This is a genomic window from Dryocola sp. LX212, assembly GCA_041504365.1.
In the GTDB taxonomy this organism is placed as follows: Bacteria; Pseudomonadota; Gammaproteobacteria; order Enterobacterales; family Enterobacteriaceae; genus Dryocola.
In genome coordinates, this window is record CP167917.1 from 1,484,761 (window position 1) to 1,499,160 (window position 14,400).

At 47.7% G+C, this 14,400-nt stretch carries 19 protein-coding genes and 3 pseudogenes; 12 read left to right on the forward strand and 10 right to left on the reverse strand.

Annotated features, from left to right (window positions below; all coding sequences use genetic code 11):
• Positions 1-108 precede the first annotated feature (108 nt).
• A complete protein-coding gene (locus ACA108_07070) occupies positions 109-1,332 on the forward strand; it encodes a hypothetical protein (protein ID XEX97262.1) in 1,224 nt (407 codons plus the stop codon).
• Positions 1,333-1,403: 71 nt separating this feature from the next.
• Here the strand turns inward: ACA108_07070 and ACA108_07075 are convergent, their stop codons facing one another.
• Entirely contained in the window at positions 1,404-1,847 is a 444-nt protein-coding gene (locus tag ACA108_07075) for a hypothetical protein (GenBank protein ID XEX97263.1), read from the reverse strand.
• Complete coding sequence (locus ACA108_07080; protein ID XEX97264.1) at positions 1,825-2,217, reverse strand: polymorphic toxin type 44 domain-containing protein; 393 nt, start codon at positions 2,215-2,217, stop codon at positions 1,825-1,827. Before ACA108_07080 ends, ACA108_07075 begins: the two co-directional genes overlap by 23 nt.
• 244 nt (positions 2,218-2,461) lie before the next feature.
• Between ACA108_07080 and ACA108_07085 the strand changes: the two are divergent.
• Both ACA108_07085 and ACA108_07090 read left to right on the forward strand, forming a co-directional pair.
• Positions 2,462-2,548: pseudogene (locus ACA108_07085) on the forward strand (phage tail protein).
• A pseudogene (locus ACA108_07090) lies at positions 2,541-2,983 on the forward strand (phage virion morphogenesis protein). Before ACA108_07085 ends, ACA108_07090 begins: the two co-directional pseudogenes overlap by 8 nt.
• 16 nt (positions 2,984-2,999) lie before the next feature.
• On the opposite strand, the gene ACA108_07095 reads toward ACA108_07090, so the two are convergent.
• Together ACA108_07095 and ACA108_07100 are read right to left on the reverse strand one after the other, a co-directional pair.
• On the reverse strand, positions 3,000-3,476 hold the full coding sequence (locus tag ACA108_07095; protein XEX98043.1) for a DUF6216 family protein: 477 nt from the start codon (positions 3,474-3,476) through the stop codon (positions 3,000-3,002).
• Positions 3,449-3,793 (reverse strand): hypothetical protein, encoded by a 345-nt coding sequence (locus ACA108_07100; protein ID XEX97265.1) that lies wholly within the window; start codon positions 3,791-3,793, stop codon positions 3,449-3,451. The genes ACA108_07095 and ACA108_07100 overlap by 28 nt, the downstream gene beginning before the upstream one ends.
• 100 nt (positions 3,794-3,893) lie before the next feature.
• Here ACA108_07100 and ACA108_07105 point away from each other — a divergent pair.
• Positions 3,894-4,037: pseudogene (locus ACA108_07105) on the forward strand (phage baseplate assembly protein V).
• A 567-nt stretch (positions 4,038-4,604) separates the two neighbouring features.
• On the opposite strand, the gene ACA108_07110 reads toward ACA108_07105, so the two are convergent.
• The 5 genes from ACA108_07110 to ACA108_07130 form a co-directional block, all read right to left on the reverse strand.
• Positions 4,605-4,952: a hypothetical protein gene (locus tag ACA108_07110; protein ID XEX97266.1), complete on the reverse strand. Its 348-nt coding sequence runs from the start codon at positions 4,950-4,952 to the stop codon at positions 4,605-4,607.
• Between the two features lie 144 nt (positions 4,953-5,096).
• Positions 5,097-6,137 (reverse strand): tyrosine-type recombinase/integrase, encoded by a 1,041-nt coding sequence (locus tag ACA108_07115; protein ID XEX97267.1) that lies wholly within the window; start codon positions 6,135-6,137, stop codon positions 5,097-5,099.
• 84 nt (positions 6,138-6,221) lie between these two features.
• Positions 6,222-7,679: a P-loop NTPase fold protein gene (locus ACA108_07120; protein XEX97268.1), complete on the reverse strand. Its 1,458-nt coding sequence runs from the start codon at positions 7,677-7,679 to the stop codon at positions 6,222-6,224.
• 1 nt (position 7,680) lies between these two features.
• Positions 7,681-8,169, reverse strand: a complete 489-nt coding sequence (locus ACA108_07125) for a BRCT domain-containing protein (protein XEX97269.1) — start codon at positions 8,167-8,169, stop codon at positions 7,681-7,683.
• A gap of 11 nt (positions 8,170-8,180) precedes the next feature.
• Entirely contained in the window at positions 8,181-8,741 is a 561-nt protein-coding gene (locus ACA108_07130; GenBank protein XEX97270.1) for a phage repressor protein CI, read from the reverse strand.
• Positions 8,742-8,887: 146 nt separating this feature from the next.
• Here ACA108_07130 and ACA108_07135 point away from each other — a divergent pair, with 146 nt between their 5' ends.
• The 3 genes from ACA108_07135 to ACA108_07145 all read left to right on the forward strand — a co-directional run bounded on the left by ACA108_07135 (position 8,888) and on the right by ACA108_07145 (position 9,832).
• On the forward strand, positions 8,888-9,091 hold the full coding sequence (locus ACA108_07135) for a regulator (protein ID XEX97271.1): 204 nt from the start codon (positions 8,888-8,890) through the stop codon (positions 9,089-9,091).
• 65 nt (positions 9,092-9,156) lie between these two features.
• Complete coding sequence (locus tag ACA108_07140) at positions 9,157-9,657, forward strand: phage regulatory CII family protein (protein XEX97272.1); 501 nt, start codon at positions 9,157-9,159, stop codon at positions 9,655-9,657.
• A gap of 10 nt (positions 9,658-9,667) precedes the next feature.
• Positions 9,668-9,832: a phage filamentation protein Fil family protein gene (locus ACA108_07145; protein XEX97273.1), complete on the forward strand. Its 165-nt coding sequence runs from the start codon at positions 9,668-9,670 to the stop codon at positions 9,830-9,832.
• A gap of 13 nt (positions 9,833-9,845) precedes the next feature.
• Here ACA108_07145 and ACA108_07150 read toward each other — a convergent pair whose 3' ends face one another.
• The gene (locus ACA108_07150) at positions 9,846-10,304 is read right to left on the reverse strand and encodes a hypothetical protein (protein XEX97274.1); all 459 of its coding nucleotides are present in this window, start codon (positions 10,302-10,304) and stop codon (positions 9,846-9,848) included.
• 258 nt (positions 10,305-10,562) lie between these two features.
• On the opposite strand from ACA108_07150, the gene ACA108_07155 reads away from it, so the two are divergent.
• From ACA108_07155 to ACA108_07175, 5 genes are all read left to right on the forward strand, one after another.
• Positions 10,563-10,904 (forward strand): DUF5347 family protein, encoded by a 342-nt coding sequence (locus ACA108_07155; protein XEX97275.1) that lies wholly within the window; start codon positions 10,563-10,565, stop codon positions 10,902-10,904.
• Between the two features lie 67 nt (positions 10,905-10,971).
• On the forward strand, positions 10,972-11,208 hold the full coding sequence (locus tag ACA108_07160; protein XEX97276.1) for a DUF2732 family protein: 237 nt from the start codon (positions 10,972-10,974) through the stop codon (positions 11,206-11,208).
• Entirely contained in the window at positions 11,208-11,435 is a 228-nt protein-coding gene (locus ACA108_07165; GenBank protein XEX97277.1) for a TraR/DksA family transcriptional regulator, read from the forward strand. The genes ACA108_07160 and ACA108_07165 overlap by 1 nt, the downstream gene beginning before the upstream one ends.
• A 22-nt stretch (positions 11,436-11,457) precedes the next feature.
• On the forward strand, positions 11,458-13,848 hold the full coding sequence (locus ACA108_07170; protein XEX97278.1) for a replication endonuclease: 2,391 nt from the start codon (positions 11,458-11,460) through the stop codon (positions 13,846-13,848).
• A gap of 123 nt (positions 13,849-13,971) precedes the next feature.
• A complete protein-coding gene (locus ACA108_07175; GenBank protein ID XEX97279.1) occupies positions 13,972-14,157 on the forward strand; it encodes a hypothetical protein in 186 nt (61 codons plus the stop codon).
• Positions 14,158-14,400: the final 243 nt, after the last annotated feature.

Consider the following 14,400-nt stretch of genomic DNA (forward strand, 5'->3'; position numbering starts at 1 on the left):
TTTATCTGACGAGCAGCCTGCCAATGTAGTTTTTCTCTTATCGATAAACACATAACCAACCCGACTTTTTGTCGGCATCAACCTGTGCTTGTTAATAAGGGATACCCCATGTTCTATCTTTTACTGCGCTGCCTGCGCCGGTATCGCTGGTTCGCGTTACTTGGCGGTGCGCTGCTGCTTTCATCCGTCGGTAACGGTCTCACGTATGTCATTGTGTTTGGCAAGCTCCTCGGCTCAGAGGCGAGGCCCTCCGCGCTGACGCTTGCCTATATTGTTGCTCTTGCTCCGGGTATCCCGGGCAGCCTGCTTGCGGAAAAACTCCTGATCAGAATGCCGCTGATGGCAATTCTGGTGCTGAGTGAGGGCATCGGCCTTGCCGGTCTGGCGTTTCCGTTAGGGTCGCTTTCCAGCGATAGTCGGCTCCTGCTGCTGACCAGCCAGGCCGTGTCAGCCTTCGCGGGGGGCATGATGGTTCCAGTACTCAGCCAGATCCTTAAAAACGGCCTGAGGCACGGCGATCTGCCAGCGGCTTCCGGCCTGGAAACGCTAATTTTTGCCGCGAACGTCATACTGGGCATAGGGATTGGCACCGTGCTTTACGGGCATGTGCCGCCGTCAGGCCTTCTTGCTTTGGATGCAATAAGTTTTGTTTTATCCATCGGGCTGCTTATTGCTGCACATCGGGTATTTCGGGGAGTGGCGAAGCATAGGGTGGAGGCTTCCACCGGGAGGATCCGCTGGCGGACGCTACCGCTGCAGTGCAAACGTAGCTTATTGATGCTGCCCGCTCTGGCGCTGGTAGGCGCACCGGCAATGGCGCTATTGCCCGCGCTGGCCCCGCAGTTTGGGGGTGAAACAACCAGTGCCGGATTGATGCTGCTGCTGGCCCGCAGCCTGGGCCAGCTCATTGGCCCGCTCCTGCTTACCGAAGCGCAGCTTGAGCGGCAGAGCGGCAAATTCAGCCTGCCATTCCTCTTCCTCGCACTCTTCATCAGCTGCTATATGCTGGTGGCGCTTACCGATAAACAGTGGCTGGCCATGCTGCTGATAATCCTGGCCCATATCTTTACTAACATCGTCTACGTGCTGGCAACGCTAACCATCATGCGAACATTCCCCACCGCGCAGACGGGCATGGCAATGGCAAAATCCTGGCGCATCCAGCTTATTATCACGCTGATTTTGCCGGTGTTAGCGGGCCTGGCCGCGGACAGATACGATCCTGCTTTGGTGTTATATCTCTTTTCAGGCGGAGGGCTGATTCTGGTAGGGTTTGGGGGCTGGATAGTTAAATGGAACAGGAAAAAGCCGCTGAGCAGAGAGCTCAGCTAATCTGGCCGTCAAAGGGTAAATAAAATGAAAGGCACCGTTCGTGCGGTGCCATTCAGAGCCTGTAACGAAAATTAGTGGGCGACCTGTGGCACACCGTTAGCGATAATACTGATGACTGGCATGAAGGCTGCGCCATCGGAATAAAACACAATGCTATTGGTAAAGGAATAAATCCGACCCGTCACGGTAACGTTAATGCGGTTGCCATACCCGGAGACTTTAGCATTACCTGCATCGCTCACCAGAAAAGGAGTGCTTTCGCCGAGGTGTTTCAGCGGGTTCGCAGCAAGCCTGCCGTCAAGGTAATACCGGTAAACGTCGGAGACCGTCGCCCCGCCGCCGTTATACTTCGTGACATAAAGCCAGGTGCTTTCATTCACCTTTTGACTTGTTACCAGTCCGTCATCGGGTGGTCCGTTGAAAAAGATCTGAAAGCCCACATAACCCAGCACCAACAGCAAAAGAAGTGCCGTCAGTATCCTGTGTCCCCATTTAATAACCGTGTTGCCTGGCATAATCTATTCCCTGTTTAATCCAGAACTGGTCACGCGGATCGTCCCCATAGGGGAATTTACCGTACCAAGCGCCCCATGATGGGTGAGAAGTGCCCGCGCGATTTTGCGCAAATCCCGCCCCCGCATAAAGCGTCCCCTCGGGTATGCCCGCCGCATAACCTGCCGCACCATAGTTAAAATTGCCAAAATTAGCCAGACCTCGTTCCTTTTGCTTGTAGTCCCATTCTCCGTTATTTCTGACTTTTTGATAAAACCAATAGTAGGTCTGTGGGAGAGCCATATTTGCGGGCATCCCTCTACGACGCGCTTCGCGCATGTTTTTTTCTACTTCCTGAATTCCTGACCTGGGTAATTGTGGGATCACTGCCATAAATATCATCCTTGTATTCACGATAATAATGAAAGAAAAGACAACATAACTACAGGATATGCTTGATATTAATGCCTCTTAATGCGGTTACTAAACTACCTGTTTTTTATCCGTCAGAAAAGATTGTTTAGCTTTATTAGTAATTGGAGTGCAGAGCGACTACGCCGTAGTTGATGCACGAAGCGGGGTGGCAACTTCCTGATGTGAAGTTATACAAATTGCAGGCAAGAATAATCTTGAAGAGGTCAGCACTGACAGAAGTGTATCCAGCGTTGAGGCCGTAATGGAGCCATACGAACCGGAAGAAATGTGGACGGTGAAGCATGTTTGAGCTGCAGAAGGTTGATGAATGGCTGGCGGCATTACTGGCAAACCTTAAGCCGCCAGCCTGCAAGCCCGCAAGCGAATGATGAGGGTTTTAGCTCAACAGTTGCCCTGCATCCAGCAGAATAATATCAGATTGAAGTGCAATTCTGATGGGACGGCTTACGAGGCGCGAAAAATAATGGCTCGAAGTAAGAAAGGGCGTATTAAATGGCAAATGTTTTTTAAGCAGCGCACCGCATAGTACATGAAAGCTGCCGCCAGCGCAGACTCTGCCAGCGTGCAGTTTGATGGAAAGATTCAGCATATTGCTAGGGTGCATCATTACGGCTTACGTGATCATGTAAGCTGCAGGGGGCCGCAGGTGCGTTATGCAGAGCGGCGGCTGTTGGGTGTTAACGATGAAGTGGAGACAATGACGCGCGATATTTTAATACGTTGACTGGTTAGGCCCTGGTTCATGTTAGGTATTGATAACTTCTCTCTGGTTCTGATTTATTAAACACGGTGATTTTTTTATTTATATATAAGTCAATGAACATGGCCATGCCTAGCATGAAGAAAAATAGTAATGATAAATAAGCTATGGGGATTACGACCATTAGGCCGAGTGAGTTTTTATTAGCCGCTTTTCCTAGTTCATCTCGCCCTTTCGGATCTAGCATGTAACCGCAAATGAACTCTATGGTTTTTGGCTTTATTGATGTGATTTTATCTAATGCATTTTTGTTTGTGCAAGTATCAGGAGATATACTCCATTCTGGAGTGTTTGGCTTGTTTCTTGCCTCATCCTGTCTTATCCAAAATGAATCGTTGGTTTCTTTGTATTTGAAATCAATCCATTGTATTGGTCCTTGAATAACTATGTTCGTGAATTGATAAAATCCTAAGATAGATAGTGCGATAACTATAGAACCGAATATTGAAAGGAATATTTTATTATGTTTGGTGTTTGGTGTTTGGTGTTTGGTGTTTGGTGTTTGGTGTTTGGTGTTTGGTGTTTGGTGTTTGGTGTTTGGTGTTTGGTGTTTGGTGTTTGGTGTTTGGTGTTTGGTTTTGTGCTTATTTTGTGCTTACAAAAACTAAGCCTGATTAAGGGGTTCGCAATGCCAATTTCGGACACTAAAAAATCTTCTTCAGGATAGGATTTATTTAACCATGACCAAAATGTAGACACTCCACCCGCTAGCCACTTAAATATTAGGCCTCCAATCGCGGTGGCTAAGAAAGCGTTTATTTTATCAAATTCCATCTGGGTATCCCTCTTTGTTAACTACCAGTGAGTATATGTATCAAAGACCAGACAATGAAGCCCCGTTCTTTAAATAGGAAATTACGGGCAATCTGACACCATGAATACACAACTCGCAGAAATCATGCGCCTTATCACCAATCTGATCCGCACCGGCACCGTGACCGAAGTGGACCGGGAGAACTGGCTGTGCCGGGTGAAAACGGGCGATCTGGAAATCAACTGGATTAACTGGCTGACACTGTGTCCATGCTAATTGACCTGTCCCAGAAACTGGCTCTGTTTCCCATTCTATGCCAACTATAGCAATGCATAGCGTGCAGCAAAAAGCATTACAAATGCCCGCAGTGGGGCATGTCTTCCTTCACTTAGCAACGGGTAAAAGGGCGGGTAGATCTCTATACGGAAATGTTGGTCTAGGTGTAGGGTAACTTACTGATATGAGAGGTTATAAATTGCAAGCAACAAAAAACCCATTTATATAAACTGGTTAGTAAAAACAATGAGTTACTTGTTTATCAATCACTTAACTTGGCGGTGAGTGGGGAGGAAATAGGGGGATTACCAACCTCTGCCGCCATTTTGTCGCCACTGTATTTCAGATGGGCCTTACTTGATGCGTCAGGCTTTTTCTCTTCTGCCCGATCTACTATAGCTTCCTGCTTCTACCCCTTCTAAGTCTGAGAGCACAGTGATGCTTGCTACTGTGCTCCATGAAATTTGGGCAATCCCCAGGGATTTCGACGCATGTGTGAAGAGGGTAGAACAGCCGCTATGTGCCAGAAGCGGACATTGCTAAGAGTCCCGAGGGTTAATGAAATGGAATTAGATCAATATGCAAAGCTAAAAATTGAAGTACGAAACCAAAAAGCATTAAACTGAGCGCAACGTAGGCGAAAAATTTATAACGAGCTTTTCGCTTACGGATTTTAACATTCCTCTCCCCGACCGTTGTTCCATCTCCCAAAGGCGTACCGTCCTCCAACCCTAAAGACACACCTTCATCATGTGATGGCTGAGGCAGCCCAAAGAAGAAAATTAGAATTACACCAAAAATATTAGAAGTCAGCCCTATTGTATTTAGTAACTCTGGTGTCATGTTATTTGTCCTTTGATTTTTAGTCTTGGAGGAGAAATTATTTCTATTTTCTGTGCCCATTTTCCCTTTCTCATCACACTATCAGCTCAAATGAAATCGTTATACAACACTCAACGGCCTCTGTCTGCTTTTCGCTCAAAGCTGCCTAAGATTTTGGAGACGGCTAAGCCAATTGCAAAACCCACTAACCGCACATTTGTTACCCTAACCAACAAGGCACATATTAGTCGGAGCGGGCATTGTTGCTAATGGATTGTAGTGGAGGGCGGTATCAAGGTGTTCCGGTGCAAGGTGCGCATAGCGCATCGTCATCTTGATATCGTGGTGGCCGAGTATGCGCTGCAGAGCCAGAATGTTGCCGCCTGACATCATGAAATGAGCCGCGAAGGTGTGGCGCAGAACGTGGGTGAGCTGACCGCGAGGAAGTTTGATAGACGTGGAGTCTATGGCGCCCATAAACTGGAAGTAGCATTCCTTGAAAAGCTTATCAGTCTTGCGGGCTGTCAGTTCTTCATAAAGCCCTTTGCTGATCGGAATGCTGCGGTTCTTCTTCCCCTTCGTCCGCACAAAGGTAATTTTGTGTTTTGATATCTGTGAGCGCCCCAGATTTTCAGCCTCACGCCAGCGTGCGCCGGTACTGAGGCAAACCTTCACTATTAGTGTTAAATCTTCTCCAAGCCGGTTACAGGCAGCCAGCAGTTCTGTGATTTGCTCATGCGTCAGCCAGGCCATTTCTTTCTCGGCGGTGGTGAACTTGCGCATGGTTTCTAATGGGTTCGGCTGCGTCCATTCTCCCAGCCGTGAAAGCTCACTGAACACGCTGCTAAGATAGCTTTGCTCAAGGTTGATAGTTACCGGGTCCGCGCCATTCTTCCATTTCTCGTTAAAATAAATCTCGCCGGAAAGACGTTTGTCGCGGTAGTGAGCGAACTGCTTAGCGGTGAAGTCGGCAGCCAGGGGATCTTGCAGGGCAGCGACAACTAATTTTAGCTTGTTATAAACACGTTCCCCGGCAGTAAGGGATTTGCCGTGCAGGTTATACCAAAGCGTGACCACCTCGCTTAGTCTGCGGCGATCTGCGACTTCACCCAGCCAGGGCTTGTTGGTGGCCTCTTCCATAGTGTGCCGCTCAAAAGCCAACGCTTCGCCTTTGGTAGCAAACTGTTTACGCACACGGCGCCCACCGCGCCCGGCAGGGTAGCATTCACAAATCCATTTCCCGGTATCAAGTTTTCGTACTGCCATAATAAAAGCCCTCATGTCTGAGGGCTAAATTTAACTGTATATATAAACAGTGGTCAATGTTTAAAATAAGCTTTTTAAACATACCTACTCGAAAGTTGTGCTAAGTTCGATCAGCTCAAAGTACTGTGGCAATAATAATGACTTATCATATGTTTTGTTTTTAGCCCAGCCTATTTTTAACATTGTGTCCAACGAATCGTTTCGTTCCAAACCTCCATCAGACCAGTCTTCCATGTAACCTCCGGCATCTGTAACTGGCAATGCAATTTCGATGTTTATTCTTGCCTTTTCAATATATTGATATAAATGAATAGTAATGGTTTTATTCTTAAACGAATTTTGATGCCTCATTCCATTATGCATTAATACATGCACACCGGTAGCAAGCCTAGAAAGATCGAAAGTTAGTGAGATATTTGAATCAAAATCAATAATTTGTTGTTTATCGAATTTATCTGCTTTGATAAAAGAATATTTATCGTTATATTGAGAATTTATTATAGAGAGAATCAGTAAAAAATTCGAATCGAAATTTTTAGGGGATGTTAAGATTAAATCAAGCAATCTTTCATATAATTTTATTGAATCACGTAAGTTTACTTTCATTGACTCAAATATTGATGCGCAGTTGTCGATGAAAGATGTAATATCAGGAGGCGATGGGGAGATTTTTTTTCGTAAATTATCAAAATCATCAATGATACTATCTGCTGTTATAGTTTTTAAAAATTCTCTCATGCTGGGTGTAGGTAATAAGAATCGTCTATCGAAAAATCTACTAAGGTAGTGACTTGCTGAAAAATTACTGCCATAAACAACTTTTATAGAATGTTGTAATTGCTCTGTGTCCGTTGCAATAATAAACACTACTCCAGGAATGTTAAAAATATGTTTTGTTATTTCCAACAGGCTAATTGCAAAATCAGGTCTACATCTATCTAACTCGTCAATCACAATGAACAAAGGGAGGCTTTTATCCGTTCCATCTTTTTGTTTTATATAGCGAACCCAAGTGCTAATTCCTTTTTTAATTGTTGTTATCTTTGTGGCTTTTTCAGTATGGAGTTCCAAAAGCTTAGTAGAGAGATCTTTTGTTAAGCTAGATATGTTTTCTATGCCGCTGATTTTTTTTATAATACCTTCGAGTAAAAGTGGTGTAGCAGTTTTTAGCAGGGGACCAATATTTTCAATAGTCTTGTTAAGTAAAGTAGTGAATTTATCTGATTGGCCAGTGAGTTGTTCTTTAATTGAACTAAATACTGTTAACAAAGGATCGTCAGAGAAATCCTCTTTCCATGCATCAATGTATACGGTTGGATGAGCATTTGATATTGATTGGGCAAGGCGCTTGGTAAAATATGTTTTTCCCGCCCCCCATTCGGCATTAATATTTACAACTAAATTGGAGTTTTCTCCCCGGGCAGCACAGATCTCATACAGAAATTTTGCATATTTTTTTCTGTCTAAAGTATCTGCGGGAAGATATTCTCCAAGAAATTCATTGGCTTCACTCCAGTTCCATTCAATGTCATCAATTTTCATTTTAAATTTCCTGATCTTCAATTTCACCAGTTAATAACAAATTAATAAAAGCTTCTTCATTAACAATAATGGTGTTATTGTTTCTAGCTGTTTTTATTTTGGTTGGGCCAGCATTTTCACCACAGCATAATACTTGCAAGTTATTGGCAACTGACTTACGCACCACCATGTCGTTATTGGTAGCGAGAGTTTCAAGTTCAGTGCGTATTTCTTTTTTAAATCCAGTAAAGCATATATCGAAAATTTCGCTTTTAATTCTTTTGGATGAATAATTATGTGGGTTTACGGTCGATATTGCCTTAGGAGGGTCTGGAGGGAAAGAGTTCAACTCAGTTACAACTCGATCTTTTCTAAAACTTTTAAATTTCCCCTCATCTTGAGGTAGTAAGCTTATTCCTTGAATGTAGATGTCATTCTCTGCAATATCGTGGATGTGTTGAATGCTCACATTCTTTTTTGAATCGACATAAACAAAAATTTTTCCAGACATATAATTTCCTTTTATTTGATGCAGCTAATTAATACCTTCGCAATGATCTCTATATCGGTTATTGCACATTCAAATGCACGATTGCCGCCGTCAATGTGGAGTCGGCTACCAGGAAGACGTGTCAAAGTCCTCATAAGAACTTCTCCATCTATGTTCACCACCCATTTTCCATCGCGTACATCTTCAAATTCCATATCGCAAATGAACTCTGATTCACCTTCCGAGACAACAAAAGGCTTTGTTAGGTTGGCGGGCAAAAATGTCTTATCAAATACATAGAAACCAGCATCTTCCAAGTTTCCGTCAATAAGTCTCTTTTTAGGTAGTGAAAGGGTTTCTGCGTTAGTTACGTCTTGTTTTAGCCCCTTGCCAAAAGATAGCCACTCCAGAGATACCCCAGTTTCCATTGCACATCGCAATACCCAATCTGCAGGAAAAATATCGCGCATATAGCGGGTAGCCATTGTGCTTTTTGACACACCTAAATGGTCGCATAGAGCCTGGCGGGTGCTGTACCCATATGCCTCCACAAGCCGTTCAATAACTTTCTTACCACCGCTATTGAAATCCACAAGAACTCCCTAACAATCCAAAATGCATTGACAGATTCCAAAAGCGATCTTAAAGTTGACCTCGAAGTGTTCTTTTGGAGACTTCACAACTAAACACACATAACAGCGGCTCGCCACAAGCCACACTAAAGAAGGAATGTTGCACCATGACTCCTAACATTTCAATCACTCTGAATACACCACACGTCACTATTGAGCGATATAGCGAACTTACGGGCCTCCCAGTCGATACGATTAATGACATGTTGGCTGATGGTCGTCTTCCACGTCATCGTCTGCGTAAAGATAAAAAACGCGAAAAGGTGATGATTAACATCGCGGCGTTGACGGTTGACGCACTGTCAGTGTGAGTATTGTTTGCCTATCGCAGCCGATCTTGAGGTTCGATTTTGCGATAAGTTCGGAGATGAGAACTATGTTTGATTTCCAGGTTTCCAAACTCGGTCATTTTGACATTGCATGCCGTGCCTTCGCGCTAAAGCACAATATTGAGGATATAGCTGCAGCTATTGGCAGCCGTCCGCAAGTGCTGCGCAACAAGCTAAACCCAGAGCAACCACATCGGCTAACGGTTGATGAGCTTTTGGCGATCACAGATTACACCGAGGACGCGACGCTGCTCGATGGAATGTTGGCACAGATAAACTGCCTTCCTTCCGTACCGCATAACGAAGCTAAGGCCAGCAATATGCCTGTCTGCACGTTAAACGCAACGGCGGCAATTGGCTCGATTGCTCATGAAGCAATCTCACCGGAACCGATGACGCAATACCGTAAGAATGTCATCCGCGAACGAGCCAATCACGCAATCCGTAATCTCTCACTCATCATGCTGACCATTGAAGCAAGGTTACAGAATACGCCAGTGATGGCGGCGGCTGTGGATATTGTTTCTGGTGTTAGTGGGATTGTTTAAGGGGGTAATCATGCAGGCATTTGTACGCTTTTTAAAACGACAGTCGCCACCTCCGCAGCTACCTAGTTTCGGGCATGGCTGGATTGCATTACCAGACGGGGAAAAGTGGCATCCATTTATAAAGATTGCCCCGAGGCAGCAAGCGACTCGCGGTAAAAGTAGAGGAGCCAGCTAAGGCTCCACAATGATTAACGTGGCAAGCAGCCCGCGAACCAGGCGAAGAGTTTCTCCTGGAAACTGAGTTTGGTGTCATCAGGGCGTCCACATGCAATAGCAGTTCTTTTGTAGGCTGGATTTAACAAAGAACCGAAAGGTGCGGAATCAGAGTGATGCAGCGTTTTCAACTTTTGAGCAATCAGTTCCGGGGTCAGTTCATCCCCTGCGTAAAGCAACTCCCCGTACTGGCGGCTTTGTACGCTAGCACGCTCGGAAATAATGGCTGGTTGCCACACAAGTTGAATTGTCGCGATAACGACGACAGGCAAAGCAAACAACCATTCCAGACCGGTGTTAGCGAACACAGCAGTACCGCTAATAAGCTGGATAGCTGTCATCAATTTGTCAGCTCTGCCGTGAAGCGTTGCCGTCATTACTTCAAGGTAATAGCAGTAATACAGCTGGAAGTATTCGGAGCTTTGTTTAGTCATGCCGGGATCCTATTTTTTATCCTGCCCCGGTGCTGGTTGAGGTGCAGGGGCAGGGCGAGGCAATACGTGGAAGTTGTCAGAGTCTGACATCAGGTTTCTCCTTTGAGGGGTAGATGATTGTTCGCGCAAATATTCTACCACTAAGGCACGCGCCGGGCGTGTTGAAAAATTCCCGGCACATTTTTAAATGGGCATTTGTTCAATGAGTTAGCCGGGGAATTACTCGTTCTCCCTTTCGGTTACCAGTGAGGTTAAGTGATGGCGATAGAAGGTGATGCGGCAAGGGTCCCACTAAGTCTGTGTAAACGCCTGGACGGGCTTAACCATATTGCGACGTTAAGAGAGAAAGTGTTTGGCTTGAATTTTGAGCAAGAGCTTGAACGGTTTATTGAGGAAATGCGTGATCCGCGCGACGTTAACAAGATTCAGAATGAGCGCGCGTTGGCGGCCATATTCTTTATGGCAAAGATTCCGGCAGACCGTCATGGCATCCATATTAATGATCTGACTACTGACGAAAAGCGGGAATTGATTAAAGCAATGAACCACTTTCGCGCAGTCGTGAGCTTATTTCCAAAACGGCTAACCATGCCGAATTAACCCACAACAGAAATTAATGGCGTAAACCCGCCGGGCATTCCTTTGCCCAAATTCAGGAGAAATGATTATGCGAAATATCCAGACTCGAGAATTAAAAACAGGTCCAGACGATGCGGGCATCAATTTGCTGCTGACTGAGGCGCGCATGGATGAACGGAAGGACCGCGCTTTAGCCGTCTCAATCCGTATGGAGACCCTGGCAATCCATATCTTGCAGAAAGGTATGAGTGGGACAGAAGCGGCGGAACTGCTGCGGCGTGAAGCCGAGCGCTGCGAAGCCGAATCAAGAGGGGACTGGCACTAATGGCAGACTCCATGGATCTCGTACAGCAGCGTGTTGAAGAAGAACGCCAGCGCCATATCCACACCGCCCGCAACAGAACGCCGGGCGTTTCCCGTGTGCTTTGCATTGATTGCGATACACCTATACCGAGTGCTCGCCGCCAGGCTATTCCGGGCGTGCAGTGTTGCGTCACCTGTCAGGAAATCGCAGAGCTAAAAGGGAAACACTACAGCGGAGGTGCACTGTGATTGCCTGGGGTGGAGGCTTTCAGTGAAGCCATTAGCAACGGCAAAGAGTAAACCCGGCGGCTCAAAGGAGGCCGCCGCGGCCCTTTCCTGGAATAAGCCTAAAAAGGCGGTTAACCCCTATCTGGACCCGGCGGAAGTTGCGCCGGTGTCCGCGCTTTCAAACCTGATCACTCTCTACGCTGCGGATAACGAGCAGGAGCAGCTGCGCTGCGAGGCGCTGAGTGATGAGGTCTGGGAACGCTATTTCTTTAATGAATCCCGCGATCCCGTCCAGCGTGAAATGGAGCAGGACCGGCTGATTAGCCGCGCCAAAATGGCCCGCGAGCAGCAGCGGTTTAATCCCGATCTGGTTATTGTGGCTGACGTCAGCGCCCAGCCTTCACATATCAGCAAGCCTCTGCTGGAGCGTATTAAATACTTCAAGGGCCTGGGCAGGCCTAAAGCCTATTCCCGCTATCTGCGCGAAACGATCAGGCCTTGCCTTGAACGGCTTGAGCGCGTGCGCGACAGCCAGGTGTCAGCTTCATTTCGTTTCATGGCAAGCCATGACGGGCTGGATGGTCTGCTGGTTATGCCTGAAATGAATCAGAATCAGGTTAAACAGTTGTCCACGCTGGTTGCGGCTCATATGAGCATGTGCCTTGAAGCTGCATGCGGTGAGCTGTTTGTGACGGATGACGTAAAGCCGGAAGAGATCCGCCAGTCATGGGAACGGGTTGCAGCGGAAGCCATGCGCTTAGACGTCATCCCGCCCGCTTTCGAGCAGCTTCGCCGCAAGAAGCGCCGCCGCAAGCCCGTACCTTATGACCTTATTCCGGGTTCGCTGGCGCGCATGCTTTGCGCGGACTGGTGGTATCGCAAGCTGTGGCAGATGCGTTGTGAATGGCGGGAAGAGCAGCTGCGCGCCGTCTGTTTGGTTAACAAAAAAGCGTCCCCGTATGTCAGTTATGAAGCCGTGATCCACAAGCGCGAGCAGCGCCGAAAATCGCTTGAGTTTTTCCGCTCGCATGAGCTGGTCAATGAGGCCGGGGACACGCTGGATATGGAAGATGTGGTGAATGCCAGCAGCAGTAATCCGGCGCACCGTCGCAATGAAATGATGGCCTGCGTTAAGGGACTGGAGCTTATCGCGGAAATGCGCGGAGACTGCGCCGTGTTCTATACCATCACCTGCCCGTCACGCTTTCATGCAACCCTCAGCAACGGCAGGCCCAATCCAAAGTGGGCCAGTGAAACGATCAGGCAGAGCAGTGATTATCTGGTTGATACGTTCGCCGCGTTCCGCAAGGCAATGCACAAGGCCGGTCTGCGCTGGTATGGCGTCCGCGTTGCAGAGCCGCACCATGACGGCACCGTACACTGGCACCTGCTGTGCTTCATGCGCAAAAAGGAGCGCCGATCCATCACCGCGCTGCTGCGTAAGTTTGCCATTCGTGAGGACCGCGAGGAGCTGGGCAGCAACACGGGGCCGCGCTTCAAGTCGGAGCTTATTAACCCGCGCAAAGGCACCCCAACCAGCTACATCGCCAAATACATCAGTAAGAACATCGACGGGCGCGGCCTTGCAAAAGAAGTCAGCAAGGAAACGGGCAGAACCCTGCGCGATAGCGCCGAATACGTCAGTGCCTGGGCGTCCCTGCATCGTGTTCAACAGTTCCGCTTCTTCGGAATTCCGGGGCGTCAGGCTTACCGCGAGCTGCGTTTACTGGCAGGACAAGCTGCAAGACTGCAGAACGAAAAAAAGGCTGGCGCGCCGGTGCTGGCTGATGCGCGTCTGGATGCCGTACTGGCTGCTGCCGATGCGGGCTGCTTCGCAACCTACATCACAAAGCAGGGCGGCGTGCTGGTTCCCCGCAAATACCACCTTATCAGGACGGCATACGAGCTTAACGACGAGCCGAGCACCTACGGCGATCACGGCATCCGTATTTATGGTGTCTGGTCCCCGTTAACGCAGGGCCGCATCTGTACGCACGCGGTGAAGTGGAAAAAGGTTCGTAAGGCCGTTGATGTTCAGGAGGCGGCAGCCGACCAGGGCGCTTGCGCCCCTTGGACTCGTGGCAATAACTGTCCCCCTGTAGAAAATTTAAACATATCAGGGGGCGATTTATCCGGCGGTGAAGAAGCTTCACCGCTGCCAGACTTTGAAAATATGAGCAAAAAGGAACTGCGGGAGCTGACCGCGCGGCTGCGCCTGGTCAAACCGAAGCGCCGGAAAGGGTACAAACAGAAAATAACGGGTCAGCAGCGGCTACAGCTTGAGTCAGAACTGGTCACAAGGGGCTTTGAAGGTTCAGAGAAGGAGGTTGATTTGCTTCTTCGTGGCGGCAGTATCCCATCAGGTGCAGGCATGAGGATTTTTTACCGAAACGAAAGGCTGCAGGAGGATGATAAATGGCGGCAGTGGTACTGATGCCGCAGGTTTGCGGGAAATGAGGTTATCTATTATTCAAAGGGTTAGCTGAGTAAAAAAGTATTTCAGCTTTATTTACATTTGATGTACTGTATATATAAACAGTAATGATGGGAGGGAGTTGTGAACGATTTGTTCATGGAGTCACTTGCACTACAGCGTATCGAACTTATGGCCCGGCTGGTCGCTGGTTCTGACTGCAGCGATGACGATAAGGAGGTTGCCATTTCATGGCTGTCGGAACTGACAAGCGAGCTGGTTACCAGGCTAAACGTGCACGAAGTAGGGCAGGATGAAAGCACGCATTAGCGAATTTTTGCCAGGGGAAACTCCCTCCCACATGGCACTGCAAGTCATGCGAAGGCGGTGCATATCTATGGTGCATGAATTCGCATGATCGCAAAAGGATCGCAACGGGTCAGAACCGCCAGCGCTGGCGTGCTTTCTGGCCCGTCATGCATCTGCATGAAAACCACTCCCTAAAGCGGGTAGGCGTGGCGGGGATACGATTGCGCGCTGAGCTTTAGCATGGAACTCATTGTTTTGCGAAAT